Source organism: Luteimonas sp. 9C, assembly GCF_902506295.1.
In the GTDB taxonomy this organism is placed as follows: Bacteria; Pseudomonadota; Gammaproteobacteria; order Xanthomonadales; family Xanthomonadaceae; genus Luteimonas.
This window is the reverse complement of sequence record NZ_LR733312.1, coordinates 2,213,343-2,237,876: the sequence shown is the minus strand read 5'-3', so window position 1 is coordinate 2,237,876 and position 24,534 is coordinate 2,213,343. Positions and strand designations below refer to the sequence as shown.

The following is a 24,534-nucleotide window of genomic DNA, read 5'->3' as shown; positions in this document are numbered from 1 at the left end:
TGCACACAGCCCGCCTATACTGGCCCGCCGCTGCTCAGGTCCCCGCCGTGATGGCCGCCCGCGTCCGCTGCACCTTCGCCATCCTCGTCATGGCGCTCGCGCCGTGGCCGCTGTTCGCCGCCGTGACCGGCACCGCGCCGTCCGGCGACGCGATGGACCTGATCCTGATGCTGGTCTATCTGGGCGCGGCGATCGTGCTGTCGTTCCTGTGTTCGGTCGCCGAATCGGTGCTGCTGAGCATCACGCCCTCCTTCATCGCCGGCCTCAAGGCCGAGCGCCCCGGACTGGCCGCGCGGCTGCAGCGGCTGCGCCACGACAACATCGACCAGTCGCTGGCCGGCATCCTGACGCTGAACACCATCGCCCACACCGCCGGCGCGGTCGGCGCGGGCGCGAAGGCGTCCGATGTGTTCGGCAGCGCCTGGGTCGGCGTGTTCTCGGCGGTGGCGACGCTGCTGATCCTGTTCCTGTCGGAGATCGTGCCCAAGACGCTCGGTGCCCAGTACTGGCGCCAGCTCGCCGCGCCGGTCGCGGTCTTCGTGCGCGTGCTGATCTTGGTGCTGTATCCCCTGATCCGGCTGTCGGAACTGCTGACCCGTCTGCTGTCGGGCGGGCGCCAGGCGCATGTGTTCAACCGCGAGGAGTTCATCGCGATGGCCGGCGTCGGCGAGCAGAGCGGGGACATCCTGCCGCGCGAATCGCACATCCTGCGCAACCTGTTCCGCATGGCCGAACTGCGCGCGCACGACGTCATGACGCCGCGCACCGTCGTGGCCGCGCTGCGCGACACCACGCCGGTCACCGAGGCCCTGCAGGACGCGCGCACGGCGCCGTTCTCGCGGGTGCCGGTCTACACCGACGACATTGACGATGCGACCACGTTCGTGCTGCGTTCGGAGATGCTGCAGGCCGAAGCACGCGGTGATGGCGCCGTGGCCCTGCGCACGCTGGGTCGCGCGATGCGCAGCGTGCCCGAAAGCATGCCGCTGACCGGACTGCTGGAGTTCCTGCTAGACCGCCGTCAGCAGATCGCGCTGGTGGTCGACGAGTACGGCGCCACCAGCGGCGTGGTGACGATGGAAGACGTCGTCGAGACCCTGCTGGGGCAGGAGATCATCGACGAGAGCGACCGCGTGTCCGACATGCAGCGCCTGGCGCGGCGCCGCTGGGAACAGCGCGCCGCCGCGCACGGGTTGTCCCATCACGACGCGGGCGCGAAGACGCCTGCGCCGGACGCGTCCGCGAGGCCGGACTGAAACCGGCTCAGGCGCCCGGGCAGGCGAACCGCTTGGTGCGCTGGGCCTCGGCGCCGCGCATCCGCGGTTCCAGCGGCGCGGCCTGGCCGTACATGCGCCAGTCGTAGAGCACGCTGAAGGCCAGCACGCGCGCGACGTATTCGCGCGTCTCGCGATAGCTGATCGTCTCGATCCAGATGTCCGGGTCCATGTCCGGGCGCTGCGCCAGCCAGCGGCCGGTCGGCGTCGGGCCGGCGTTGTATGCGGCGATCGCGACGTAGGGCAGCGTGTACATGTCCTTCTTCTCGCGCAGGTACGCGGTGCCGATGGCGACGTTGGTCGCCGGATCGAACAGGCTGTCCGCGCCGCCGTAGGCGATGCCCAGACGCCGCGCGACGGCGGCGCCGGTTGCCGGCATCACCTGCATCAGACCGCGCGCATCGGCCGGCGAGCGCGCATTCGGATTGAACGTGCTCTCGGCGCGGATCTCGGCCGCCACCCACGCCGGATCGAGCCCGTGGCGCTGCGATTCGCGTTCGATCAGCGCCTGCTGGGTCAGCGGGAAGCGCAGCGTGTACAGACGTGTCTCTTCCGGCTGGCGGCCGAGGCCGAACACGCCGCGGTCGTACCAGCCGTTCTCCTGCGCGACCTGCACCGCGATGCGGCGCTGGGTGTCGTCGAAATTGCGCAGCGCGGCGGTCCACTCGCGCGTGGCCCAGCCGGCGCGGTCGATGCGGTACAGCGCCAGTGCCCGCGTCAGGCCCGGATCGGCGGCGACCTTCGCGCGGGCATCGGTCGACGGCGAGAAATCGAGCGGGCACAGCGCATACGGTTGATCGACGCGGTCGGCGGCGAGGAAGCCGTGGAAATCGGGGCTCTTCGCCGCTGCGCGGAACAGCGGCGTCGCGCCGGCGCGGTCGCCGGTGAGTTCGGTCGTGCGTGCCTGGAACCAGGTCCAGCGCGACTGGCTGCGCTGGGTGGCGCCCATCCTGTTGATCGCGGCCAGCGCGGCGGTCCAGTCCTTGCGGGCGAGTGCTTCGCGCACGCGCCATTCGTGCAGGCGGTCGTCGTAGGCGCTTTCGGGCACGCGATTGAGCAGGCGCGCCGAATCGGGCAGATAGGACGCCACCGTCCACAGCGCGGCCTGGTACAGCACGCGGCCGTTCTCGGTTTCGCCGAAGCCGAGCGCATCGGCCAGCGCCGGCAGCTGGCGTTCGGCGGCCAGCGGATCGGCCTTGGCGAACTTCGCCAGGCCGTGCGAGGCGACGAGGCGGCTGCGCGCGGTCTTCGGCCACTGCAGCGCGCGCGCATGCGGCGCGGCCATGTAGGCGGCGTAGTCCTCGGCGAGTGCCTGCTGGCCGCTGGTCAGGCCGCGCGCGACGCTGCGCATGACGCCGACGTCCTGTTCGGCGACGGCCAGATCGAACCGTTCCCAGCGCAGGTCGTCGCCAAGACCGCCGCGTGCGGCGAGCGTCGCGAACGGTGCATCGCATTCGTTCGGCAGCGAACTGCCGCTGCTGCGCCACAGCGCCTGTGCGTCGCGGGTCCACTGCGCATCGGTGGCGCCGGTGCGGGCGCGCGCGTCGAGCTCGATGCAGCGCAGCGTCGCGTTGGTCGTGCCGGGCGCCCAGGCCTCGCGCACCGCGGCCCATTCCTGGCGCTTGGCCAGTGCGCGCAGCCAGCCTTCTCGGAACACCTCGGCGACCGGCTGGCCCTGGTGACGGGTCATGAAGTCCCGGCCCTGCGCGATCGGCAACGTGTCGAGATTGCGGCGCAACGCGGCCAGTTCCAGCCACGCGCCCGCGGGATGCGACTGCATCGCCGGGGCGACCGGCTGGCCACGTTCGGCGGCCTGCATCGCCACCCGGAACGCCGAATCGTCGAGCGCCTGGGCGAAGACCGCGGCGGGCAGTGCGAACGCGAGTGCGGGCAGCAGGACGCGCAGGGCGCGGGCGCGCAGCGGGCGGGCGGTGGACGGGGTGTCGCGGCGGATCTGCGGCATCGGCATGGGCATGTCGAGAGCGGCGGTCGACTATAGCGGAGGCGGGCTGAAGCGCCCTTCGCAGGCGCGCAGCGCCGGAGCCGCGGGCGCCGAGGCTTTAGAATCGTCGTCCCCAACCGCTTCCCCGGCCCGCGCACATGATCACTCTCGGCACGCCGCTGTCTCCCTCCGCCACCCGCGTGCTGCTGCTCGGCTCGGGCGAACTGGGCAAGGAAGTGGCGATCGAGCTGCAACGCTTCGGCGTCGAGGTGATCGCCGCCGACCGCTATGCCGACGCGCCGGCGATGCAGGTCGCGCATCGCAGCCACGTGCTCGACATGCTCGACCCGGCCGCGCTGCGCGCGCTGATCGCCCGGGAACAGCCGCATCTGGTCGTGCCCGAGATCGAGGCGATCCACACCGACACGCTGGTTGCGCTGGAACTTGAAGGCCTCAAGGTCGTGCCGACCGCACGCGCGACGCGCCTGACGATGGACCGCGAAGGCATCCGCCGGCTCGCCGCCGAGACGCTGGGGCTGCCGACGTCGCCGTACCGCTTCGTCGACACGCGCGAGGCATACCGCGAAGCGATCACGGCCGTCGGCCTGCCCTGCGTGGTCAAGCCGGTGATGTCGTCGTCGGGCAAGGGCCAGAGCACGGTGCGCTCGGATGCCGACATCGATGCCGCCTGGGACTACGCGCAGACCGGTGGCCGCGCCGGTGCGGGCCGCTGCATCGTCGAGGGTTTCATCGATTTCGATTACGAGATCACCCTGCTGACCGTGCGCCATGCCGGCGGCACCGCATTCTGCGCGCCGATCGGCCACGTGCAGATCGCCGGCGATTACCGCGAGAGCTGGCAGCCGCAGCCGATGTCGCCGGTCGCGCTGCAGCGCGCGCGCGACGTGGCGCGTGCGGTGACCGACGATCTCGGCGGCCGCGGCGTGTTCGGCGTCGAACTGTTCGTCAAGGGCGACGTGGTGTGGTTCTCGGAAGTCTCGCCGCGCCCGCACGACACCGGTCTGGTGACGCTGGCCTCGCAGGACCTGAGCGAGTTCGCCCTGCATGCGCGCGCGATCCTCGGCCTGCCGATTCCGGTCGACGCGGACGATGTCGTGCAGCACGGCGTCGCTGCGTCCTGCGCACTGCTGGCCCAGGGCACGGGCGTGCCGGTGTTCTCGAACATCGAGGCCGCGCTGCAATCGCCCGACAGCGCGCTGCGCCTGTTCGGCAAGCCGCGCGTCGAAGGCCAGCGACGTGTGGGCGTGACGCTGGCGCGCGGGGCCGACGTGACGTCGGCACGTGCGACGGCGCGCGAGGCGGCGGCTGCGATCACGATCGAGTGGACCTGATCGGGCGCGTGATTCGGTCAGAGATCCCTACGCTCGCGAATTCCTGCTCCTTCCCCCGCGTGCGGGGGGTGAGGGCGATCCGCCTGCGCGGCACTGCCGCGCGGATCGGACAAACGACCGGCGCGCTGCGCCGGGCCGGACTGGCTGGGATGGGGGCAAACGATCCGTTTGCTGTTTTGCGTGATCACAGCTCCGGCGTGTCGCTCGTCCCTGATTTCAGAGACGAGCTGATCGTTCGCCCCCACCCAACCCTCCCCCGCAAACGGGGGAGGGCTTCAGGCGCGCACGTCCATGCATCGCGCCACGGCGATCACGCGCCGAGCCACGCATGCTGACCTGGACCATGCTGCTGTTCCCGCTGCTCGGCGCCGTGGCCGGCGTGCTCGCCGGCCTGCTCGGTATCGGCGGCGGGCTGGTGCTGGTCACCGCACTGGTGTGGCTGCTGCCGCTCTACGGCGTGCCGCAGGACGCGGCGATGCACACCGCGCTCGCGACCGCGCTGGCGAGCATCATCCTGACCGGGCTGTCGTCGGCCCGCGCGCATCATCGGCGCGGCAGCGTGCTGTGGCGCACCGTCGCCTGGATGGTGCCCGGCGTGATGCTCGGCGGCTGGATCGGTAGCTGGCTGGCGGTGCTGCTCGACGGCGACGTGCTGCGCTATTGCGTCATCGCGTACTGCGGCGTTGTCGGTACGCAGTTGCTGCTGTCGCGCACGCCGCCGCCCGGTGGCGATGCGGTGGTGCCGACCGGCATCGGACTGTCGGGCGCGGGTGTCGGTATCGGCGCGCTGTCGTCGATCGTCGGCATCGGGGGTGGTGGCATGACCGTGCCGCTGCTGGTGTGGCGGGGCGTGTCGCCGGTACGCGCGGTCGGCACGTCGTCGGCCTGCGGCGTCTTCGTCGCGCTCGCCGCAGCCGCGGGCTATGCGCTGCAGGCCCCGGCCGACGTGCTGCCGGGCGTGTCCTGGGGCTATGTGTACCTGCCGGGCGCGATCGGCATCGCACTCGCCTCGGTGCTGGCGGCGCCGTACGGCACGCGGCTGGCGCATGCGATCAGCGGCGCCGCGCTCAAGCGCGTGTTCGCGGTGTTCCTGTACTGCATCGGCGCGAGCCTGCTGTTCCTGTGATTCCTTTCCCTTTTCCGTTGGACCGTCCATGACCACTCCCGCCCCCACCGTCCCCGACTCGATCGCCGCGCTGGCCCCGCAGATGACCGCCTGGCGCCGCGAGATCCACGCCTGGCCGGAACTCGGCTTCGAAGAGGAGAAGACCTCGGCGCTGGTCATCCGCGAACTGCGCGCGCTGGGCCTCGAGGTGCATACGGGCCTCGGCGGCACCGGTGTAGTCGCGGTGGTCGACAGCGGCCAGCCGGGTCCGTCGATCGGCCTGCGCGCCGACATGGACGCGCTGCCGATGGACGAACAGAGCGACCTGCCGTACCGCTCGCAGCGCCCGGGCGTGGCGCATACCTGCGGGCACGACGGCCACACGTCCGCACTGCTCGGCACCGCGCGGCACCTAGTCGCGCATCCGCCGGCCACTGGCCGCGTGGTGCTGATCTTCCAGCCGGCCGAAGAAGGCGGACGCGGCGCGATCCGGATGATCGAGGACGGCCTGTTCGCGCGCTGGCCTTGCGACGAGGTCTATGCCTTCCACAACATGCCGGCGCTCAAGACCGGCGAGGCCAGTGTGCGCAGCGGCGCCACGCTGCAGTCGCTGGCGGTGTTCGAGATCGCAATCGAGGGCGTCGGCGGCCACGCCGCCGCGCCGCATCGCGCGAACGATCCGCTGCAGGTCGCGGCGCGCCTGGCCGTGGACATCGGCGCGATCGTCGGCCGCCACATCGATCCGATGGAAGCGGCGCTGATCAACGTCGGCTCGCTGCAGGCCGGCACCACGCACAACATCATTCCCGCGACCGCCACGCTCAGCGGCACGCTCCGTTCGCTGTCGACGGACGTGCACGACGAACTGCTCAAGCGCCTGCGTGCGCTGTGCGAAGGCCACGCGCAGATCTCCGGTTGCAGCATCGCGCTCGAAATCCCGCATTCGTGCCCGCCCTGCGTCAACGCGCCCGAGCAGGCGGCGCTGGCGGCCGAGGCGATCGCCGACGTGCTCGGCGCGGACCACGTGAAGACCGATCTGCGCGCGTATCCGTTCTCCGACGATTTCTCGTACATGCTCCAGCAGTGGCCCGGCGCCTATCTGTTCCTCGGCATGGACAGCGCGATGTGCCACCACCCCACGTTCCGCTTCGACGACGGCCTGCTGCCGGTCGCCGCCGCGGTGTTCGACCGCATCGTGCGGCGCCGTCTGGGCTGACGGGCGCCTTCGAATCCGTGCGCCCGGTGCTCGCGCGCCGGCGCGCACGTCCATAAGCTATGCATGCGCTGCGGCGCCCGTGTCCTACGCGAGTGCCCCATGTCCCAGCGCGACTGGGTGGCCCAGGCCATCCGCAAGATCGAAGCCGATTTCAACCGCTCGGCCGACACCCATCTGATTCCGCTGGCGCTGCCGGGCTTCCCCGGCATCGACGTCTATCTCAAGGACGAATCCAGCCATCCGACCGGCAGCCTCAAGCACCGCCTCGCGCGTTCGCTGTTCCTCTATGCGCTGGCCAACGGCTGGCTGCATGCAGGCAGCACGGTGGTCGAGGCGTCGAGCGGTTCGACCGCGGTGTCGGAGGCGTACTTCGCGCGCCTGCTGGGCCTGCCGTTCGTCGCGGTGATGCCGGCCTCGACCTCGCCGGAGAAGATCGCCGCGATCGAATTCCACGGCGGCCGCTGCCATCTGGTGCCCAGCGCCTGCGGCATCGGCGAGGCGTCGGCGCGGCTGGCGCGCGAGGCCGGCGGCCACTTCATGGACCAGTTCACCTACGCCGAGCGGGCGACCGACTGGCGCGCGAACAACAACATCGCCGAATCGATCTTCAAGCAGATGGCGCAGGAAGCGCATCCCATCCCGCGCTGGATCGTCTGCAGCGCCGGTACCGGCGGCACCAGCGCGACGATCGGCCGCTACGCCAGCTACCGCGGCTACGACACGCGCGTGCTGTGCGCCGATCCCGAACACTCCGCGTTCTTCGCCCACTACGCGCGCTGCATCGACGGTGACACCTCCGGCGATGCCGACGCCGTCGCGCCGTCGTCGCGCATCGAAGGCATCGGTCGACCGCGCGCGGAAGCGAGCTTCATTCCCGGCTGCGTCGACGCGATGCTGAAGGTGCCGGATGCGCTGAGCCTGGCGGCGATGCGCTGGACCAACACGCGCCTGGGCCGGCGCGTCGGTGGCTCCACGGGCACAAACATCATCGGCGTCCTGCACGTCGCCCACGCGATGCGCGCCGCGGGTCGCAGCGGTTCGATCGTCAGCATCCTGTGCGATGGCGGCGAGCGCTACGCGCACAGCTACTACAACCCGGACTGGTACGTGGCGCACGGCTTCGACATGGACGCGGCGGATACGCTGGTCCGCGCGGTGGCCGAGCAGGCTGCGGCGCTGCCGCCTCTGGCGACTGCAGGGGACACGCCGGACTGAAAGTCCGCAGTCAATCTGGGGTTGACCCCAGGTGCGGCCAGGTTAACGATTCGTTACAAAGAATTGCCGGCGGCACAGGGGCACCGGCTGACCATCCGCACCACTGGAGTTCCGACATGACATCGATGCCCCGCCACCGGCTGGCCGCTGCCGTCCAGCTGTCCTTGCTGCTGCTCCTGCCTGCCGCCGTCGCCGCGCAGACGCCCGACCCGCAGCCCGAGGCACGCACGCTCGACACCGTCCAGGTCACCGGCTCGCGTATCCGCAAGGCCGAACTGGAAACCGCCGTGCCGGTGCAGGTGCTCACCCGCGAAGACATCGACCGCAGCGGCTTCACCTCGGTCGCCGACATCGTGCAGAACCTCACCGCCAGCGGCGCGGCGCTCAACACCAAGTTCAATTCCAGCGGCAACTTCGGCTTCCCGCCCGATGGCGGCGGCGTAGGCGCGGGTGCGGCGACGGTCGACCTGCGGCATCTGGGCGCCAAGCGCGTACTGGTACTGGTCGACGGCATCCGCTGGGTCAACGAGTCCTCGGCCTCCGGTGTCGGCTCGGCGGTCGATCTCAATACGATTCCGCTCGCGCTGATCGACCGCATCGAAGTGCTGGAGGACGGCGCCTCGTCGATCTACGGCTCCGACGCGATCGCCGGCGTGGTCAACATCATCACCAAGCGCGATGCCGAAGGCGGCACGCTCGACCTGCACTATGGCGAATATGACGATCTCGGCGGCGCGACCTGGGGCGCGGACCTCGGCTGGGGCGGCAGCAGCGAACGCGCGCAGTGGTTCCTCGGTGCCTCGTACTACAAGCAGCGCGAGATCGCCTCGTCCAAGTTCGCCAATGCCAGCGTGCCGGTGCCGGGCACCGGGCTGTCGAACGGCAGCTCGGCGACGCCGCAGGGCCGCTTCATTTTCCAGGATCCGAACACCGGCGAGACCGTCGACCTGACCCCCAACGACGGCGCCACGTCGCCGGTCTACGATCCGACCCTGGTCGACTGCGCGCGCACCGACGATTTCCACTGCTTCGGCACCGCGGACCGCTACAACTTCGCGCCGAACAACCTGCTGCTGACGCCGTCGGAGCGCAAGTCGGTCTTCGGCCAGGTGCGCTTCGAATTCACACCGCAGGTCTCGGCCTATGCGCGCGTGCTCTACAACGAGCGCACCTCGGCCAACCAGGCCGCGCCCGAGCCGATCTTCCTCGGCACCGATGCCGGCGTGTACAACCCGTTCGCCGAAAGCACGCTCACCATCTCCGCACTCAACCCGTTCAATCCGTTCGGCTTCGACCTCACCACCGAGGGCGACAACCCGAACCTGTTCCTGCTCGCGCGCCGGCCGGTCGAAGGCGGCCCGCGCCGCTACCGCCAGGACGTCGAGACCTGGTACGCGGCCGGCGGTTTCGAAGGCACCTTCGGTGTCGGCGTGCGCACCTGGAACTGGGACGTGAACCTGGTGCGCAGCCAGAGCCGCGCCGAACAGACCAATACCGGCAGCTACAACATCCGCCGCATCAACGAGGCGCTGGGCGATCCGGCCGCGTGCGCGGCGATCGCCGGCTGCACGCCGCTCGATCTGTTCGGTGGCCCGGGCACGATCACGCCGCAGATGCTCGCCTTCATCCAGCCCGTGGTCCGCGACGAGAGCAGCAACACGCTGACCCTGGCCTCGGCCAACGTCACCGGCGACCTGTTCGAGATGTGGGCCGGTCCGCTGGCCTTCGCGGCCGGCGTCGAATACCGCAAGTACGAAGGCAGCTACACGCCCGATCCGATCACCGTCGCCGGCGAATACAACGGCGTGCCGTCGGGCATCACCCGCGGCGACTACGACGTCAACGAGGCCTATGCCGAGTTCAGCGTGCCGCTGATGCGCGACACCGTGTTCGGCGAGACGCTGGATCTCAGCATCGCCGGTCGCTATTCCGACTATTCGACCTTCGGTGGCGAGACCACCGGCAAGGTCGGCCTGCGCTGGCAGCCGGTCGACGAACTGCTGTTCCGCATGAGTTACGCCGAAGGCTTCCGCGCGCCGTCGATCGGCGAGCTCTACGGCACGCTGAGCCGCTTCGACGCGACCCTGGTCGATCCCTGTTCCGGCGCCGCGGTGCTGTCGCCGGCATGCGCCGCAGACGGCGTGCCGGCCGGCTACGAGCAGACCAATTCGCAGATCTCGGTCGTGACCTCGGGCAATGCGGCGCTCGAACCCGAGCGCAGCCGCAGCCTGATGGTCGGCTCGGTGTGGAGCCCGTCGTTCGCGGATGAAGTGTGGTGGTCGGACCGCGTCGATCTGGGCGTGACCTTCTACCGTCACCACATCGACGATGCGATCCAGGCGCCGGACGCGCAGGCGATCCTCGAGCGCTGCATCGCCACGCGCGATCCGTTCTCCTGCGATTCCTACGACCGCAGCGACCGCGGCCAGATCATCCGCTTCGACGACATCCTCGCCAATCTCGGCACCATCAAGACCGACGGCTGGGATTTCACCGCGGCCTGGACGCTGCCCGAACGCGATTGGGGCCGTCTGCGCTTCGATGCCAAGACCACCTGGGTCACGCGCTACGAACTGGCGAACGAGACCGGCGAACTCGAGCCGCGCCGTCCGGGCGTCGAGGTCAACAACAGCGCGATTCCCGAGTGGAGCGGCACCCTGGTCACCGACTGGACCCGCGGCCCATGGTCGCTGGCGTGGACGGTGCGCTATGTCGACAGCCTCGTGGAATCCTGCGGCGGCGCCAACGGCTTCCCGATCTGCGACGACAGCGACAACGACGTCAACGGCCTGGGTTCGACCACGTACCACGACCTGCAGCTGTCCTGGCGCAACACCGCCTGGCTCAAGGGCACGCGTCTGGCGCTGGGCGTCAACAACGTCACCGGCAAGGAACCGCCGGTGTGCCTGAGCTGCAGCCTCAACGGCTACGACGCCTCGACCTACGACCTGCCGGGCCGCTTCATCTACGCGCGGCTGGGTATCGATTTCTGATCGGGTTCGAACGTCGCTGAAGCCGGCAGATCTGCGCGAAGCGCTCTGGCGGAGTGCGCCATCAAGCCCTCTTCCGGTCATCGGGGGAGGGTGTTCTGCGTTTGTAGGATGGGTCGAGCGCAGCGACACCCATCATCGCCACGCCACTGCCGTCGCGCTCTGGTCGCGCGCTACAAATCCAGAAGCCCCTCTCCCGGTGGGAGGGGGGTGAGGGCAGCAGATCGCGAGGTTTTCGATCAGGGCGTGCTCGATTCCGCTTTCTGTCATCCAGAGCGGAACGATGGCAATGATGGGTTTCGCTGCGCTCTACCCATCCTACGGAACGCGACGAACCCTAACGGCGAAGCGCGCTCTCGGGCACGTGCAGCTCGGTCGACAGCGCCAGATGGTCCGAGAACGCGGCCGGCAGCGCCTTCATGTCGGCGCACCTGAGATTGCCGGTGACCAGGATGTGGTCAATCGCGCGCTGCGGGCGCCAGCTGGGGAAGGTGTGCACCGCGCAGGCCGGCGGCTGCAGGCCGGTCTGGCGGTAGAGGACCGACATTTCCGGCCGGTCGGACGTGCAGTTGAAATCGCCCATCAGCACCGCATGCGGGTGATCGGCCAGCACTTCGGCGATGAACGACAGTTGCGACAGCCGCGACTGCGCGCCCAGCGACAGGTGCGCCACCGCGACCACCAGCCCGTCGTCGCCTTCGCCGAACCGGCTCAGCAGCACGCCGCGGCCGGAGATCCGGCCGGGCAGGGCGTGATTGACGACTTCGATCGGCTCCAGACGACTCAGCAGGCCGTTCGCGCTCGAGGCGACCGCCCCCACGCGCCGGTTCGGCTGGTGGGTCCAGTACTCGAAGCCGCCGCGCTCGGCGAGGTAATGCGTCTGGTTGGTGAACCCGGAGCGCCAGCTGCCCGGGTCGGCTTCCTGCAGGCCCACGATGTCGTGCGTGCCGGCCAGCGTGGCGATGGCGTCGAGCGCCGTGCGCTTGCCGGCCGGCAGCACGTGGGACCAGCTGCGCGTCGCGTAGTCGCTGTAGCGGCGCGTGCTGGAGCCCGCCTGGATGTTCGCGCTCAGCAGCTTGAGTCTGCGCGATCCGTCGGCGGCCTGGATGTCGGGGCTTTCCACAACGTCGGACGCTTACTGCGCCGCACGCTCCATCGCGACCAGGTGGTCGGTGATGCGCAGGATGTCTTCCAGCGACTTGCCGCCGATCACGCGGTACTTGCCGTTGACGATGATCGTCGGCGTCGCGTTGACGCCGCTGCGCACCGCGAACTGGCGGGCGCGGCCGAGGTTGGCGTTGACCGCGAAGCTCTGCATCGTGCTGGTGAAGCGGGCCTGGTCGATGCCCAGCGTGCCGTAGAACGCGGCGATCGCCGCGGCATCGGCGTTCGGACGCAGCTTCTTTTCGATGTGGATCGCATTGAACGTGGCGTCGTGGGTGCGTGCCAGCGTGCCCATCGTCTCGGACGCGAAGAACGCACGCGGGAAGCTGTCGCTCTCGTCGAACACGGCCGGCAGCGCGACGAAGTTCACGTCGCCCGGCAGGCGCGCCTTCCACGCGTTGACCAGCGGCTCGAACGCGGCGCAATGGCCGCACCAGTAGGCGAACACCTCGGCGACTTCGATCTGGCCCGATGCATTGGCGAACGGCTGGCCGCCCTGGATCTCGACGAAGTCGGTGCCGGCGACCGGGGCCGGACCCTGCGGCGCGACGACCGGATTGCTGTTCGCGGCCGGGGACTCGGCCTGCGGGTCGGTCGGCGCGGCGGCATCGCCAACGGGCGCGGCATCGGCGGCGGGCGCTGCGGGCGCGGTCTGCGCCGGGGTCGCGGCCGTGGCATCCGGCGCGGCCGCGGGATCGGGCTGCTGGCTGCAGGCCATGAGCAGGACGGGCGCGAGCATCAGAAGCAGGGTGTGGCGGATCTTCATGGGTACTCTCTCGAAGGAAATCGGTCGATGGCGGCGCGCGTCAGCGCTGGGCGCGTTCGCGTGCGATCAGCTGGTCGGCAATCACGAGGATGTCCTCCAGCCGCCGGCCCATCACCCGGTAACGGCCGTTGATGATGAGCGTGGGCGTGCCTTCCACGCCACTGCGCACCGCGAAGGCCCGTGCGGCGTTCAGCTTTTCGTCGGTCGCCGGGCTCGCCATCGCCTCAGCGAAACGCGCCTGCGACCGTGCGCCCTGGGTGGCGTAGAAGGCCGCGATGGCGTCGATGCCCGCCCCGCTGCGCGGCAGCACGGCGCTTTCGTGCACGGCCGAGAACACCGCGTGGTGGCTGCGTGCGTCGAGGCGCTGGGCCTGGGCGACGAAGAAGCCGCGGGCGAAGTTGTCGCCGGCCGAGAAGGCCGCCGGCAGATAGGTGAACCGCACGTCGCGCGGTACCTTCGCACGCCAGGTGTCGACCAGCCTCTGGAAGTGGAAGCAATGCACGCAGCCGTAGGAGAAGACTTCGACGACTTCGATCTTGCCGTCGAGCGGCTGCCAGGGCTGGCCGTCGGGGATCACCGCGTAGTCGACGCCCTCGACGGGCGCCGGCGTCTGCGCGGCCGCGGGCACCCAGACGGATGCAGCGAGCAGGGCAGCGGCGAACAGGTGGCGCCAGGCGCGGGGCAGGGTCGACATCGTCGGGTCACTCCGGAATGCGGACGCCGCGCGTGCGGACCCCCGCCCGGACAGGCGCGGGCGCCGTCATCGGCACGGCGAGGAAGGGGATGTGCGGGGTCACGTCGACAAGGTGCCGCAAGCCGGCACCGGGCAGGGCATCACGGCGTTTCGGGCGCCGGGGCCGGTGCGGGCTCGGCAGCAGGCGCGGGCGCCGCTTCGTCGAGGGCTTCGTCGGCAGTCGCGTCGGTTGCGGGCACGGCCTGCTCGGCGGCCGGCACCGCCGGCGCGGGCATCGACGCGGCCTGGGCCTCGATCGCAGCGAGCATGGCCGGGTCGGGGCGCGCATGCAGGCCCTGCATGTAGCTCGAGACCGCCTCGATCTCTTCGTCGGTCAGCGACTTGGCGACCGCGGCCATGACGTTGAACAGGTGCTTGTCGGCTTCGGTGGTCTGGCCTTCGCGGTAGGCGTAGAGCCGGCTCGAGCTGTACCAGGCCTGCTGGCCGCCGACATGCGGATACGCCGGGCCCGGATTGCCGCTGCCCGCCGGACCGTGGCAGGCCATGCAGGCCGGGATGCCGCGCTCGGTGTCGCCGCTGCGGAACAGCTTCTGGCCGACTTCGAAGAACTTCATGCCCTTGTAGGGACCGGCCTCGACCACCGCGTCGTCGGCGATGCCGGCGCCGCTGGTCTGCTGGGCGAAGTGCGCGCCGAGATCGCGCATGTCCTGCGCGCTGAGCGGCATCGCGAAGGGCTGCATGATCGCGTTGACGCGCTCGCCGCTCTTGAACAGCGCCAGCTGGCGGGCCAGGTAGCGCTCGCTCTGGCCGGCGATGCGCGGATACAGGCTGGGGTCGGCTTCGGCGTTGCCGTCGAGGCCGTGGCAGGCGGCGCAGGCGCCGGCGAGCTGGGCGCCCTTCTGCGGATCCCCGTGCGTCGTCTTGGTGAGTTCGGCGACGGCGTTGTCGTCGATGTTCCGTGTCTCCACCGCCGGCGCATCCGGCAACGGCTGCACGGTGGACTGCGCGAACGCGACGGCGCCCACGGCGATGACAACAAGACCGGCGATACCAATGACGCGAGCGTGGCGCATTGCTGGGCTCCGAGATCCTTGAAAGCCGGTCCGACAGGTGTCGGCCGCAAGTCCGTCGGATTATGTTGGCCCGCACCGGGTGGGTCAAACCGCGCGGGCAGTCGGGCGCCGGTCGTGCCAAGCTATTGCGATGTCCAATCCCTTCGCACGCGCCAAATATCTGTTGGCCGCCCACACCCCGCAGCAGCTTCCGGCCGATGGCGGGTACGAGGTCGCGTTCGCCGGCCGATCCAATGCCGGCAAGTCCAGTGCGCTCAATGCGCTGTGCCAGCAGAACGCGCTCGCCCGCGTGTCCAAGACACCCGGACGCACCCAGCAGCTGGTGTTCTTCGACTTCCCGCCGCACGACAACCGCTTCCTCGTCGATCTGCCCGGCTACGGCTACGCCAAGGTGCCGCGCGACCTGAAGGCGCACTGGCAGGCGTTCCTGGCGCAGTACTTCCGGGAACGCCAGGCGCTGAAGGGCCTGGTCGTGGTGATGGACATCCGCCACCCGCTCAAGGACTACGACCGCCAGATGATCGCGTTCGCGGTCGAGCACGGCATGCCGGCGCACGCGCTGCTGACCAAGGCCGACAAGCTGGGGCGCGGCGCGGCGGGCAATACGCTGCAGGCGGTCCGCAAGGAACTGCTGGCGCTGCACGGCGACAAGGTCAGCGTGCAGACGTTCTCGGGCGAGACCAACATCGGCATCGACGAGGCGCGCGGCGTGATCGCACGCTGGATGGAGATCGGCCCGCGCGCGCCCGTGCGCGCGTCCTGAGCAACCGGTTCCGCTCAGATCGCGACATTGAAGAGCCGGCCGATCAGGCTGGCGGCGGCCATCGCCAGTGCGCCCCAGAACGCGACGCGGATCGCGCCCCGCATGACCGGCGCGCCGCCGGCCCAAGCGGCCAGCGCGCCCGAGACCAGTAGAGCAGCCAGAGTGGTTGCGATGATCACCGGTTCGGCACGGCCCGCCGGGGTCAACACCGCGGCCAGCATCGGCAGCGCGGCGCCGACGCAGAAGGCTGCGGCCGATGCGCCCGCGGCCTGCAGCGGACGCGCCGTCAGCGTGTGGCTGAAGCCCAGTTCGTCGCGCGCGTGGGCGCCGAGCGCGTCGTGCGCGGTCAGCTGCACCGCGACCTCCCGGGCGAGCGCCGCGTCGAGACCGCGGGCGCGGTAGATCCCGGCGAGTTCCTCGAGCTCCTCGTCGGGCGTGTCGCGCAGCTCGACGCGCTCGGCCGCCAGGTCGGCGCGTTCGGTGTCGAGCTGGGAGCGGACGGACACGTATTCGCCGGCCGCCATCGACATCGCGCCTGCCACCGTGCCGGCCACGCCGGTCAGCAGGACGGTCGCATGCGGGCTGCCGGCGGCGGCCACACCGACGATCAGGCCCGAGATCGACACGATGCCGTCGTTGGCGCCGAGCACCGCCGCGCGCAGCCAGCCGACCCGCTCGCCCCGATGACGCTCGGGGCGCGGGTGACGCTGCGTGGACGGGACGTCGAGCATCGCCCGAGCATACGCCGCGGCTGCGGGACACTGCGGCACCACCGGCGAGGCCGACAGCGCGGCACCGGACGCTTATAGTGCCGGCCTGCGGGCATCGCCCGATCGCGAGTTGCAGCCTTGTCCAGTCCCAGTCACGTCGCCGACACCCCGATCACCGACCGCGCGCAGCTGGTCGAGGTGCTCGCCTCCGGCGAGAAACCGATCCAGGACTGGCGCATCGGGACCGAGCACGAGAAGTTCGGCTTCCGCCTCGACGACCTGCGCGCGCCCACGTTCGACGGCGATCGTGGCATCGAAGCCCTGCTGCGCGGTCTGACGCGGTTCGGCTGGGACGCCGTCGACGAGGGCGGCCGCACGATCGCCCTGCTCAAGGACGGCGCGTCGGTGACGCTGGAACCGGCCGGCCAGCTGGAGCTTTCCGGCGCGCCGCTGCAGACGATCCACGACACCTGCAGCGAAGTCGGTTCGCATCTGTTCGAGGTCAAGAGCGTCGCCGACGAGCTGCGCCTGGGCTTTCTCGGCATGGGCTTCCAGCCCAAGTGGCGCCGCGACGAGATGCCCTGGATGCCCAAGGGCCGCTACAAGATCATGCGTGACTACATGCCCAAGGTCGGCGATCTGGGCCTGGACATGATGACGCGGACCTGCACGGTGCAGGTCAACCTCGATTACGCGTCCGAAGCCGACATGGTGAAGAAGTTCCGCGTGTCGCTGGCGCTGCAGCCGATCGCGACCGCGCTGTTCGCCGATTCGCCGTTCACCGAAGGCAAGCCCAACGGATATCTGAGCTACCGCTCGCACATCTGGACCGATACCGATGCCGACCGCACCGGCATGCTCGACTTCGTGTTCGAGGACGGCTTCGGCTACGAGCGCTACGTCGACTACCTGCTCGACGTGCCGATGTACTTCTCCTACCGCGACGGCCGCTATCACGACGCCAGCGGCCAGAGCTTCCGCGATTTCATGCGCGGCGCACTGCCGGTGCTGCCGGGCCAGCTGCCGACACTGCGCGACTGGAACGACCACATGACCACCGCCTTCCCCGAAGTGCGGCTGAAGAAATACCTGGAAATGCGCGGCGCCGACGGCGGCCCGTGGAACCGGTTGTGCGCGCTGCCCGCGTTCTGGACCGGGCTGCTGTACGACGACGCCGCGCTGGACGCGGCCTGGGATCTGGTCCGCGACTTCACGATGGCCGAGCGCAATGCCTTGCGCGACGATGTACCGCGGCACGCGCTCAAGACGCCGTTCCGCGACGGCACCCTGCGCGACCTGGCGGTCGAGGCGTTGAAGATCGCCGCGGCCGGCCTGCAGCGCCGCGCCTGCCTCAATCCGCGCGGCCAGGACGAGCGCGTGTTCCTCGATACGCTGATCGAGATCGCGGAGTCCGGCGAGACGCCCGCCGAGCGCAAGCTCGCGCTGTATCACGGACCCTGGCAGGGGGACATCGACCGCGTGTTCCGCGAGTTCGCGTACTGACCCGGGCGTTGCACGACAGTCACACGGGGCTTGTGTAACGTGTTCGGATGAACGCTCACGACGATCTGCCCCTGCCCCTGCGCGAAGTCGGTTTCGTGAAAACCGACGCCCTGCTCCGCGACGACGTCCGACGCCTCGGCGCGATGGTCGGCGACATGCTGTCCGAGCAGGTCTCGCCTGCGCTGCTCGACCAGGTGGAGGCGGTGCGGCGTGCGGCGATCGCACGTCGCGAGACCGGCGCTCCGGTCGACGCGCTCGCCGACGGGCTGGCGCGGGTGTCGCTCGACGATGCGGACGCCCTGGTCCGTGCATTCGCCGCGTATTTCGGGGCGATCAACCTCGCCGAGCGCGTGCACCGCATCCGGCGTCGCCGCGATTACCAGCGCACCGGTGATGCGCCGCAGCCCGGCGGGCTGGAATCGACGCTGCACGAACTGAAGGCTGCCGGCGTCGACCTGCCGCAGCTCGAATCGACGCTGGCGCGGCTGCACATCGAGCCGGTGTTCACCGCGCATCCGACCGAGGCCGTGCGCCGCGTGCTGCTGGAGAAGGAACGCACGATCGTCGAACGCCTGATCGCCGACATCGACCGCGAACGCACGCCCACCGAGCGCCGCGCCGACGACGCGCGCATCGTGCTGGCGCTGACCTCGGGCTGGCAGACGGCCGAAGCCGCGGCGCACAAGCCGACCGTCGCCGACGAGGTGGAGCACGTCGGCTATTACCTGTCGAACGTGCTCTATCGCGTGCTGCCGGTGTTCTACGAGGCGCTCGGCGACGCGATCGAGTCGGTCTACGGCGCGCGCCCGTCGCTGCCGCAGGTGCTGCGTTTCGGCACCTGGGTCGGCGGCGACATGGACGGCAACCCGAACGTCAACGCCGACACCATGCGCGCCGCCCTCGGCGCCCAGCGCAGCCAGGCGCTGGCGCAGTACCGGCGCGATCTGCGCGCGCTGGGCAACGTGCTGACCCAGACGCTGGGACGGGCGACGCTCGACGAAGCCGTCACCGCGCGCGTCGACGACTACCGGCGCCGCCTGCCCGACGCGGAGGCCGCGCTCAACCCGCGCCACGCCGACATGCCTTACCGGCGCCTGCTCGACCTGATGCAGCTGCGCCTGCGCCTGACCGACGCCGATCACCGGGCCGGCTACGCGGACGCCGATGCCTTCCTCGCCGACATCGAATTGATGGATGCGAGCCTGCGTCGGCATCGCGGCGCGCATGCCGGCCTGTTCGCACTCGAACGCCTGCTGTGGCGCGCGCGCACCTTCGGTTTCCATCTCGCCGCGCTGGACCTGCGCCAGGATTCGGCGGTGCACGACGAGGTGCTCGGCCGGATCGACGACAGCGACTGGGCCGCCCTCGAGGTCGAGGCGCGCGTCGAGCGACTGCACGCGATGCTCGATGCACCGCCCAGGGCCAACGGCGCGATGGCGCACGACGCCGTCGCCTCGACGCTGGGCGTGTTCGACGCGGTGACCGACCTGCGTCGCAGCCACGGCGCGTCCGCGACCGGGCTATACATCATCTCGATGGCGCGCAGCGCCGCCGACGCGCTGGCGGTGCTGGCGCTCGCGCGCATCGCCGGCTGCATCGAGGACGGCCAGGTGCCGCTCGACGTGTCCCCGCTGTTCGAGACGGTCGACGACCTGCAGGCCGCGCCGGCGGTGATGCGCGCGTTGTTCGACGACCCGCGCTACCGCGCGCACCTCGCCTCGCGCGGGGAACGCCAGACGGTGATGCTCGGTTACTCCGACAGCGCGAAGGATGGCGGCCTGCTGGCCTCGCGTTGGGCGCTGCAGCGCACCCAGGTCGAACTCACCGCGCTCGCCCGGGATGCCGGCGTACGCATCGTGTTCTTCCACGGCCGCGGCGGGTCGGTGAGCCGCGGCGGCGGCAAGACCGGTCGCGCGATCATGGCCGCGCCGCGCGGCTCGGTCGACGGCAGCCTGCGCGTGACCGAGCAGGGCGAAGTGATCCATCGCAAGTACGGCATCCGCGCGCTGGCCCTGCGCAACCTCGAGCAGTCGACCGCCGCCGTGCTGCAGGCGACGCTGCGCCCGCGCGCGCCCGATCCCCGCGAGGACACCTGGCGTGCGATGGCGACCGATCTGGCCGACGTCTCGCGTGCGCACTATCGCGCGCTGGTGCACGAGCGCGCCGATTTCCCCGACTACTTCCGCGCCGCGACGCCGATCGACGTCATCGAGCGCCTGCAGATCGGCTCGCGGCCATCGCGGCGTCGCGATGGCGGCATCTCCAACCTGCGCGCGATTCCCTGGGTGTTCGCCTGGGCGCAGAACCGCTCCGGCCTCACCGGCTGGTATGGGCTGGGCACCGCCCTGCAGCACGGTATCCGCACCTATGGCCAGCAGGCGATGACGGAGATGGCGCGCGACTGGCCCTTCTTCAGCGCCGCACTCGACGACGTCGAAATGCTGCTGGCCAAGACCGACATCGCGATCTTCGAGCGCTATTCGCGCCTCGCCGGTAACGCGCACGATGCCTTCTTCCCCGGCATCCTCGACGAGTGCCTGCGCACGCGCGATGCGATCCTGCTGCTGAAGGAGCAGGACGTGTTGCTCGCCGACGACTACCGCCTGCAGCTGTCGATCCGTCTGCGCAATCCCTACGTCGATCCGATCAGCCTGCTGCAGGTCGAACTGCTGCGCCGCTGGCGCGACAGCGGTCGCGAGGACGAAGCGCTGCTCAGCGCCCTCGTGTCGACCGTCAACGGCATCGCGGCGGGCATCCAGAACACCGGATGAGTGTGCGGCGTCTGCCCGCGCGGGGGCGCCCCCGTCGTTGCCGGACCGCGCGCCGATGCGTCTGATCGCGGAACTCATCCACCCCGCGCTCGCCACGCGCGAGGGGCGCGTGCTGCGTCGCCACGCCGCGCGCGCCATCGTCCGGCGCGGCCCGTCGATCCTGCTGCTCTACACCGAGCGTTACGACGATTTCAGCTTCCCCGGCGGTGGCGTGGCCGATGGCGAGACGCCGATCGCGGCGCTGCACCGGGAGCTGGCGGAAGAAACCGGTGCCGCGCGCATCCGCGTCCTGCGCGCATACGGCGTGGTGGAGGAATACCGGCCCGACCGCTCGCCGGACCACGATCTCATGCACATGACCTCGTACTTCTACGTCTGCGCCATCGACCCCGCGTTGGGCGATGCCCGGATGGAGCCCTACGAACGCGCCAACGGCATGCGCCCGGTGTGGGTCGACCCCCAGGTCGCGCTCGCGCACAACCGGGCGGTCGTGCAGCGCGGCGATCCGCGAATGGGGCTGTCGATCCACCGCGAGACCTGCGTGCTCGCGCATGTCGCCGCCGCAGACGACGATGCGACGCCGCCGGCCGGACCCGGCCTCGCGTGAGTGCTGCCAGGGCAGGCGGGAGAGGCGCACACTCGGCCCACGTTCCCCGCCCGAGTACGCCATGACCACCGACGCGCCCGTCCTGTACACCAACCCGATGTCGCGTGGCCGGATCGCGCGCTGGATGCTCGAAGAAACGGGCTGTCGCTACCGCGTGGAACTGCTGGCGTACGGCGCGGGCATGAAGGCGCCCGCGTTCCTGGCGCTCAATCCGATGGGCAAGGTCCCGACCCTGGTGCACGGTGATGCGGTGGTGACCGAGACCGCGGCGATCTGCGCCTATCTGGCCCAGGCCTTTCCCGACGCCGGCCTGCTGCCCGAGGACGCCGCATCGGCGCGTGCGGCCTATTTCCGCTGGCTGTTCTTCGCCGCGGGGCCGGTCGAAGCGGCCGTCACCGCGAAATCGCTGGGCCTGCTGGCGCCCGCCGAGCGGGCGCAGATGGCCGGCTACGGCAGCTTCGAGCAGATGGTCGACACGCTCGAGCGCGCGGTCTCCGATGCCGCGCCGTGGATCACCGGCGCGCGTTTCACCGCCGCCGACGTCTACGTCGGCAGCCAGGTCGCCTGGGGCCAGATGTTCAAATCGTTGCCGGCCCGCCCGGCGTTCGCGGCCTATGTCGAGCGCCTGCAGGCGCGACCCGCATGGCAACGGGCCAACGCGGCCGACGATGCGGCGATGCCGTCGCCGGCCTGACGCCGCCTGCGACCGCGCCGCGCACACATCGCGCAGACGTCGGGGCGTTATACTCCCCCAGAGTATCCAGACGACAGCGCCATGCCGCATTCGCCCGAAGAAAAGAAGCGTGTCCTGCTGCGCGTGCGCCGCATGCGCGGGCAGCTCGACGCGTTGGAACGGGCGCTCGAAGCCGGCGCCGACTGCGGCCCCGTGCTGCAGCAGCTCGCCGCCCTGCGCGGCGCGGTCAACGGCCTGATGTCCGGCGTGCTCGAAAGCCATCTGCGCGAGGAACTCGGCCAGCCGAGCGACTCGCCCGAACACCGCCGCGCCAGCGTCGACGATGCCGTCGCGCTCGTGCGCACCTATCTCAAATGACCATCGTTTCCGGGAGTTTCCTATGAAGTCACGTGCCGCAGTCGCGTTCGCCGCTGGCGAACCGCTGAAGATCGTCGAGATCGACGTCGCGCCGCCGCAGGCCGGCGAAGTGCTGGTGAAGATCACCCACACCGGCGTCTGTCACACCGATGCGTTCACGCTGTCGGGCGACGATCCCGAAGGCATCTTCCCCAGCGTGCTGGGCCACGAAGGCGCGGGCGTCGTCGTCGAAGTGGGCGAGGGCGTGACCTCGCTCGCGCCCGGCGACCACGTCATCCCGCTGTACACGGCGGAATGCCGCGAGTGCAAGTTCTGCCTGTCGGGCAAGACCAACCTGTGCCAGAAGGTGCGCGCCACCCAAGGCAAGGGCCTGATGCCCGATGGCACCACGCGTTTCTCCTACAACGGCGAGCCGATCTACCACTACATGGGCTGCAGCACCTTCAGCGAATACACGGTGGTCAACGAGATCTCGCTGGCGAAGATCAATCCGGAATCGAATCCCGAGCAGGTCTGCCTGCTCGGCTGCGGCGTCACCACCGGCATCGGCGCGGTGCACAACACCGCCAAGGTCAAGGCGGGCGACACGGTGGCGGTGTTCGGGCTCGGCGGCATCGGCCTCGCGGTGATCCAGGGCGCGGTGCAGGCCGGCGCGAGTCGCATCCTCGCGATCGACACCAACGCCGGCAAGTTCGAACTCGCGACCTCGATGGGCGCGACCGACTGCATCAACCCGAAGGATCACGACAAGTCGATCCAGAACGTCATCGTCGAACTCACCGACGGCGGCGTCGATTTCTCGTTCGAGTGCATCGGCAACGTCAACGTGATGCGCGCCGCGCTCGAGTGCTGCCACAAGGGCTGGGGCGAGAGCGTCATCATCGGCGTCGCCGGCGCCGGCCAGGAGATCAGCACGCGGCCGTTCCAGCTGGTGACCGGGCGCGTGTGGCGCGGCTCGGCCTTCGGCGGGGTCAAGGGCCGCACGCAGTTGCCGGGCATGGTGGAGGACGCGATGGCGGGCCGCATCGACCTGGAGCCCTTCGTCACCCACACGATGGGGCTGGAGCAGATCAACGACGCCTTCGACCTGATGCACGCCGGCAAGTCGATCCGCACCGTGGTGCACTTCTGATGGCCGCCTTCATGGGCAAGACCGCGCTCGAAGCCGCACTCGCCGATCTCGACCTCGAACAGGAACAGCGCGACGCGGTGGCGACGCTGGATGACCGCGACCTGATGCAGATCGACCAGGCGATCCTCTCCGCACTCGACCGCAGCTGGCAGAAGGCCGGTTTCATCGCGTCCGGCGTGATGATCGCGGCGCCCGACGCCTACGAGGAACTGCCGGAAGTGGTCTACGAGCTGCGCATCCGCGCGCTTGCGCAGGCCGGACGCATCGAGGGCAAGGGCGATCCGCAGGTGCTCAAGACCTACGAGATCCGCCTCGCCGACGATCCGCGGGTGCACTGACGTGGCCCTGACGCGCGTTGAACGCCGCGCCTGCTTCGGCGGCTGGCAGGACGTCTACGAACACGCTTCGACCACGCTCGGCTGCACGATGCGCGTCGCGGTGTACCTGCCGCCGCAGGCCGAGCACGCGAAGCTGCCGGTGCTGTACTGGCTGTCGGGCCTGACCTGCAACGAGCAGAACTTCATCACCAAGGCCGGTGCGCAGCGCTACGCGGCCGAGCACGCGGTGATCCTGGTCGCGCCCGACACCAGCCCACGCGGCGACGATGTCCCCGATGCCGACGGCTATGACCTCGGCAAGGGCGCGGGCTTCTATGTCGACGCGACGCAGGCGCCGTGGTCCACGCACTACCGCATGTACGACTACGTGGTGCACGAACTGCCGGCGCTGGTCGAGGCCCAACTGCCGGCGAATGGCGCGCGCGCGATCAGTGGTCATTCGATGGGTGGCCACGGCGCGCTGGTGATCGCGCTGAAGAATCCGGGCCGCTACCGCAGCGTGTCGGCGTTCTCGCCGATCGTCGCACCGAGCCAGGTGCCGTGGGGCGAGAAGGCCTTCGGCGCGTATCTCGGCGACGACCGCGATGCATGGCGTGCCTACGACGCGACGGCGCTGGTGCAAGATGCGAGCGAGCGCCTGCCGCTGCTGATCGACCAGGGCGATGCCGACGAGTTTCTCGACGGACAGCTCAGGCCGCAGCTGCTCGAGGCGGCGTGCGAGGCGGCCGGTCACCCGATCGAACTGCGCCTGCGGCCCGGCTACGACCACAGCTACTACTTCATCGCCAGCTTCATCGGTGCGCACATCGCGCATCACGCGAAAGCACTGCACGACTGACGGCCCGTCCGGACATGCGGTGCGGGGTGC

Annotated in this window: 20 protein-coding genes and 1 pseudogene; 15 read left to right on the top strand and 6 right to left on the bottom strand. The window is 70.1% G+C overall.

Annotated elements, in window-relative coordinates:
- The first annotated feature begins 50 nt into the window (after positions 1-50).
- Positions 51-1,256, top strand: a complete 1,206-nt coding sequence (locus tag CURTO8I2_RS10210; RefSeq protein WP_201295499.1) for a hemolysin family protein — start codon at positions 51-53, stop codon at positions 1,254-1,256.
- Between the two features lie 7 nt (positions 1,257-1,263).
- Here the strand turns inward: CURTO8I2_RS10210 and CURTO8I2_RS10205 are convergent, their stop codons facing one another.
- The gene (locus CURTO8I2_RS10205; RefSeq protein WP_236551069.1) at positions 1,264-3,243 is read right to left on the bottom strand and encodes a lytic transglycosylase domain-containing protein; all 1,980 of its coding nucleotides are present in this window, start codon (positions 3,241-3,243) and stop codon (positions 1,264-1,266) included.
- A gap of 131 nt (positions 3,244-3,374) precedes the next feature.
- On the opposite strand from CURTO8I2_RS10205, the gene purT reads away from it, so the two are divergent.
- The 5 genes from purT (at position 3,375) to CURTO8I2_RS10180 (ending at position 11,097) form a co-directional block, all read left to right on the top strand.
- Positions 3,375-4,568: a formate-dependent phosphoribosylglycinamide formyltransferase gene (purT, locus tag CURTO8I2_RS10200; protein WP_159680910.1), complete on the top strand. Its 1,194-nt coding sequence runs from the start codon at positions 3,375-3,377 to the stop codon at positions 4,566-4,568.
- A 328-nt stretch (positions 4,569-4,896) separates the two neighbouring features.
- Complete coding sequence (locus CURTO8I2_RS10195) at positions 4,897-5,694, top strand: sulfite exporter TauE/SafE family protein (RefSeq protein WP_159680908.1); 798 nt, start codon at positions 4,897-4,899, stop codon at positions 5,692-5,694.
- A 28-nt stretch (positions 5,695-5,722) separates the two neighbouring features.
- Positions 5,723-6,889, top strand: coding sequence for an amidohydrolase (locus CURTO8I2_RS10190; protein ID WP_159680906.1), 1,167 nt, complete (start codon positions 5,723-5,725; stop codon positions 6,887-6,889).
- 99 nt (positions 6,890-6,988) lie between these two features.
- Entirely contained in the window at positions 6,989-8,104 is a 1,116-nt protein-coding gene (locus CURTO8I2_RS10185) for a PLP-dependent cysteine synthase family protein (RefSeq protein WP_159680904.1), read from the top strand.
- A 116-nt stretch (positions 8,105-8,220) separates the two neighbouring features.
- The gene (locus CURTO8I2_RS10180) at positions 8,221-11,097 is read left to right on the top strand and encodes a TonB-dependent receptor (RefSeq protein ID WP_159680902.1); all 2,877 of its coding nucleotides are present in this window, start codon (positions 8,221-8,223) and stop codon (positions 11,095-11,097) included.
- A gap of 334 nt (positions 11,098-11,431) precedes the next feature.
- On the opposite strand, the gene CURTO8I2_RS10175 is transcribed toward CURTO8I2_RS10180, so the two are convergent.
- The 4 genes and pseudogenes from CURTO8I2_RS10175 to CURTO8I2_RS10160 all read right to left on the bottom strand — a co-directional run.
- The gene (locus CURTO8I2_RS10175) at positions 11,432-12,217 is read right to left on the bottom strand and encodes an endonuclease/exonuclease/phosphatase family protein (protein ID WP_236551068.1); all 786 of its coding nucleotides are present in this window, start codon (positions 12,215-12,217) and stop codon (positions 11,432-11,434) included.
- 12 nt (positions 12,218-12,229) lie between these two features.
- On the bottom strand, positions 12,230-13,024 hold the full coding sequence (locus tag CURTO8I2_RS10170) for a thiol:disulfide interchange protein DsbA/DsbL (RefSeq protein WP_159680900.1): 795 nt from the start codon (positions 13,022-13,024) through the stop codon (positions 12,230-12,232).
- Between the two features lie 40 nt (positions 13,025-13,064).
- Complete coding sequence (locus CURTO8I2_RS10165) at positions 13,065-13,718, bottom strand: thiol:disulfide interchange protein DsbA/DsbL (protein WP_159680898.1); 654 nt, start codon at positions 13,716-13,718, stop codon at positions 13,065-13,067.
- A gap of 308 nt (positions 13,719-14,026) precedes the next feature.
- Positions 14,027-14,791 (bottom strand): annotated as a pseudogene (locus CURTO8I2_RS10160) (c-type cytochrome); the annotation flags it as partial.
- Between the two features lie 130 nt (positions 14,792-14,921).
- On the opposite strand from CURTO8I2_RS10160, the gene yihA reads away from it, so the two are divergent.
- Positions 14,922-15,554, top strand: a complete 633-nt coding sequence (gene yihA / locus CURTO8I2_RS10155) for a ribosome biogenesis GTP-binding protein YihA/YsxC (protein WP_159680895.1) — start codon at positions 14,922-14,924, stop codon at positions 15,552-15,554.
- 14 nt (positions 15,555-15,568) lie between these two features.
- Here the strand turns inward: yihA and CURTO8I2_RS10150 are convergent, their stop codons facing one another.
- The gene (locus tag CURTO8I2_RS10150; RefSeq protein ID WP_159680893.1) at positions 15,569-16,285 is read right to left on the bottom strand and encodes a VIT family protein; all 717 of its coding nucleotides are present in this window, start codon (positions 16,283-16,285) and stop codon (positions 15,569-15,571) included.
- 117 nt (positions 16,286-16,402) lie between these two features.
- Between CURTO8I2_RS10150 and CURTO8I2_RS10145 the strand changes: the two genes are divergently transcribed.
- The 8 genes from CURTO8I2_RS10145 to fghA all read left to right on the top strand — a co-directional run bounded on the left by CURTO8I2_RS10145 (position 16,403) and on the right by fghA (position 24,504).
- On the top strand, positions 16,403-17,767 hold the full coding sequence (locus CURTO8I2_RS10145; RefSeq protein ID WP_159680892.1) for a glutamate--cysteine ligase: 1,365 nt from the start codon (positions 16,403-16,405) through the stop codon (positions 17,765-17,767).
- Positions 17,768-17,814: 47 nt separating this feature from the next.
- A complete protein-coding gene (ppc, locus tag CURTO8I2_RS10140) occupies positions 17,815-20,538 on the top strand; it encodes a phosphoenolpyruvate carboxylase (RefSeq protein WP_159680890.1) in 2,724 nt (907 codons plus the stop codon).
- Positions 20,539-20,593: 55 nt separating this feature from the next.
- On the top strand, positions 20,594-21,145 hold the full coding sequence (locus CURTO8I2_RS10135; RefSeq protein ID WP_159680888.1) for an NUDIX domain-containing protein: 552 nt from the start codon (positions 20,594-20,596) through the stop codon (positions 21,143-21,145).
- 61 nt (positions 21,146-21,206) lie between these two features.
- A complete protein-coding gene (locus tag CURTO8I2_RS10130; RefSeq protein WP_159680886.1) occupies positions 21,207-21,839 on the top strand; it encodes a glutathione S-transferase family protein in 633 nt (210 codons plus the stop codon).
- Positions 21,840-21,920: 81 nt separating this feature from the next.
- A complete protein-coding gene (gene frmR, locus CURTO8I2_RS10125) occupies positions 21,921-22,196 on the top strand; it encodes a formaldehyde-responsive transcriptional repressor FrmR (RefSeq protein ID WP_159680884.1) in 276 nt (91 codons plus the stop codon).
- A gap of 22 nt (positions 22,197-22,218) precedes the next feature.
- Positions 22,219-23,328 carry an S-(hydroxymethyl)glutathione dehydrogenase/class III alcohol dehydrogenase gene (locus CURTO8I2_RS10120; protein ID WP_159680883.1) on the top strand — a complete coding sequence of 370 codons (1,110 nt, stop codon included), beginning with the start codon at positions 22,219-22,221 and terminating at the stop codon, positions 23,326-23,328.
- Complete coding sequence (locus CURTO8I2_RS10115; RefSeq protein ID WP_159680881.1) at positions 23,328-23,666, top strand: DUF3658 domain-containing protein; 339 nt, start codon at positions 23,328-23,330, stop codon at positions 23,664-23,666. Before CURTO8I2_RS10120 ends, CURTO8I2_RS10115 begins: the two co-directional genes overlap by 1 nt.
- 7 nt (positions 23,667-23,673) lie before the next feature.
- Entirely contained in the window at positions 23,674-24,504 is an 831-nt protein-coding gene (fghA, locus tag CURTO8I2_RS10110) for an S-formylglutathione hydrolase (protein ID WP_159681646.1), read from the top strand.
- Positions 24,505-24,534: the final 30 nt, after the last annotated feature.

Coding starts and splice junctions, on each gene's coding strand:
- CURTO8I2_RS10210 (WP_201295499.1), top strand. CDS start 51: ATGGCCGCCCGCGTCCGCTGCACCTTCGCCATCCTCGTCATGGCGCTC.
- CURTO8I2_RS10205 (WP_236551069.1), bottom strand. CDS start 3,243: ATGCCGATGCCGCAGATCCGCCGCGACACCCCGTCCACCGCCCGCCCG.
- purT (WP_159680910.1), top strand. CDS start 3,375: ATGATCACTCTCGGCACGCCGCTGTCTCCCTCCGCCACCCGCGTGCTG.
- CURTO8I2_RS10195 (WP_159680908.1), top strand. CDS start 4,897: ATGCTGACCTGGACCATGCTGCTGTTCCCGCTGCTCGGCGCCGTGGCC.
- CURTO8I2_RS10190 (WP_159680906.1), top strand. CDS start 5,723: ATGACCACTCCCGCCCCCACCGTCCCCGACTCGATCGCCGCGCTGGCC.
- CURTO8I2_RS10185 (WP_159680904.1), top strand. CDS start 6,989: ATGTCCCAGCGCGACTGGGTGGCCCAGGCCATCCGCAAGATCGAAGCC.
- CURTO8I2_RS10180 (WP_159680902.1), top strand. CDS start 8,221: ATGACATCGATGCCCCGCCACCGGCTGGCCGCTGCCGTCCAGCTGTCC.
- CURTO8I2_RS10170 (WP_159680900.1), bottom strand. CDS start 13,024: ATGAAGATCCGCCACACCCTGCTTCTGATGCTCGCGCCCGTCCTGCTC.
- CURTO8I2_RS10165 (WP_159680898.1), bottom strand. CDS start 13,718: ATGTCGACCCTGCCCCGCGCCTGGCGCCACCTGTTCGCCGCTGCCCTG.
- yihA (WP_159680895.1), top strand. CDS start 14,922: ATGTCCAATCCCTTCGCACGCGCCAAATATCTGTTGGCCGCCCACACC.
- CURTO8I2_RS10150 (WP_159680893.1), bottom strand. CDS start 16,285: ATGCTCGACGTCCCGTCCACGCAGCGTCACCCGCGCCCCGAGCGTCAT.
- ppc (WP_159680890.1), top strand. CDS start 17,815: ATGAACGCTCACGACGATCTGCCCCTGCCCCTGCGCGAAGTCGGTTTC.
- CURTO8I2_RS10135 (WP_159680888.1), top strand. CDS start 20,594: ATGCGTCTGATCGCGGAACTCATCCACCCCGCGCTCGCCACGCGCGAG.
- CURTO8I2_RS10130 (WP_159680886.1), top strand. CDS start 21,207: ATGACCACCGACGCGCCCGTCCTGTACACCAACCCGATGTCGCGTGGC.
- frmR (WP_159680884.1), top strand. CDS start 21,921: ATGCCGCATTCGCCCGAAGAAAAGAAGCGTGTCCTGCTGCGCGTGCGC.
- CURTO8I2_RS10120 (WP_159680883.1), top strand. CDS start 22,219: ATGAAGTCACGTGCCGCAGTCGCGTTCGCCGCTGGCGAACCGCTGAAG.
- CURTO8I2_RS10115 (WP_159680881.1), top strand. CDS start 23,328: ATGGCCGCCTTCATGGGCAAGACCGCGCTCGAAGCCGCACTCGCCGAT.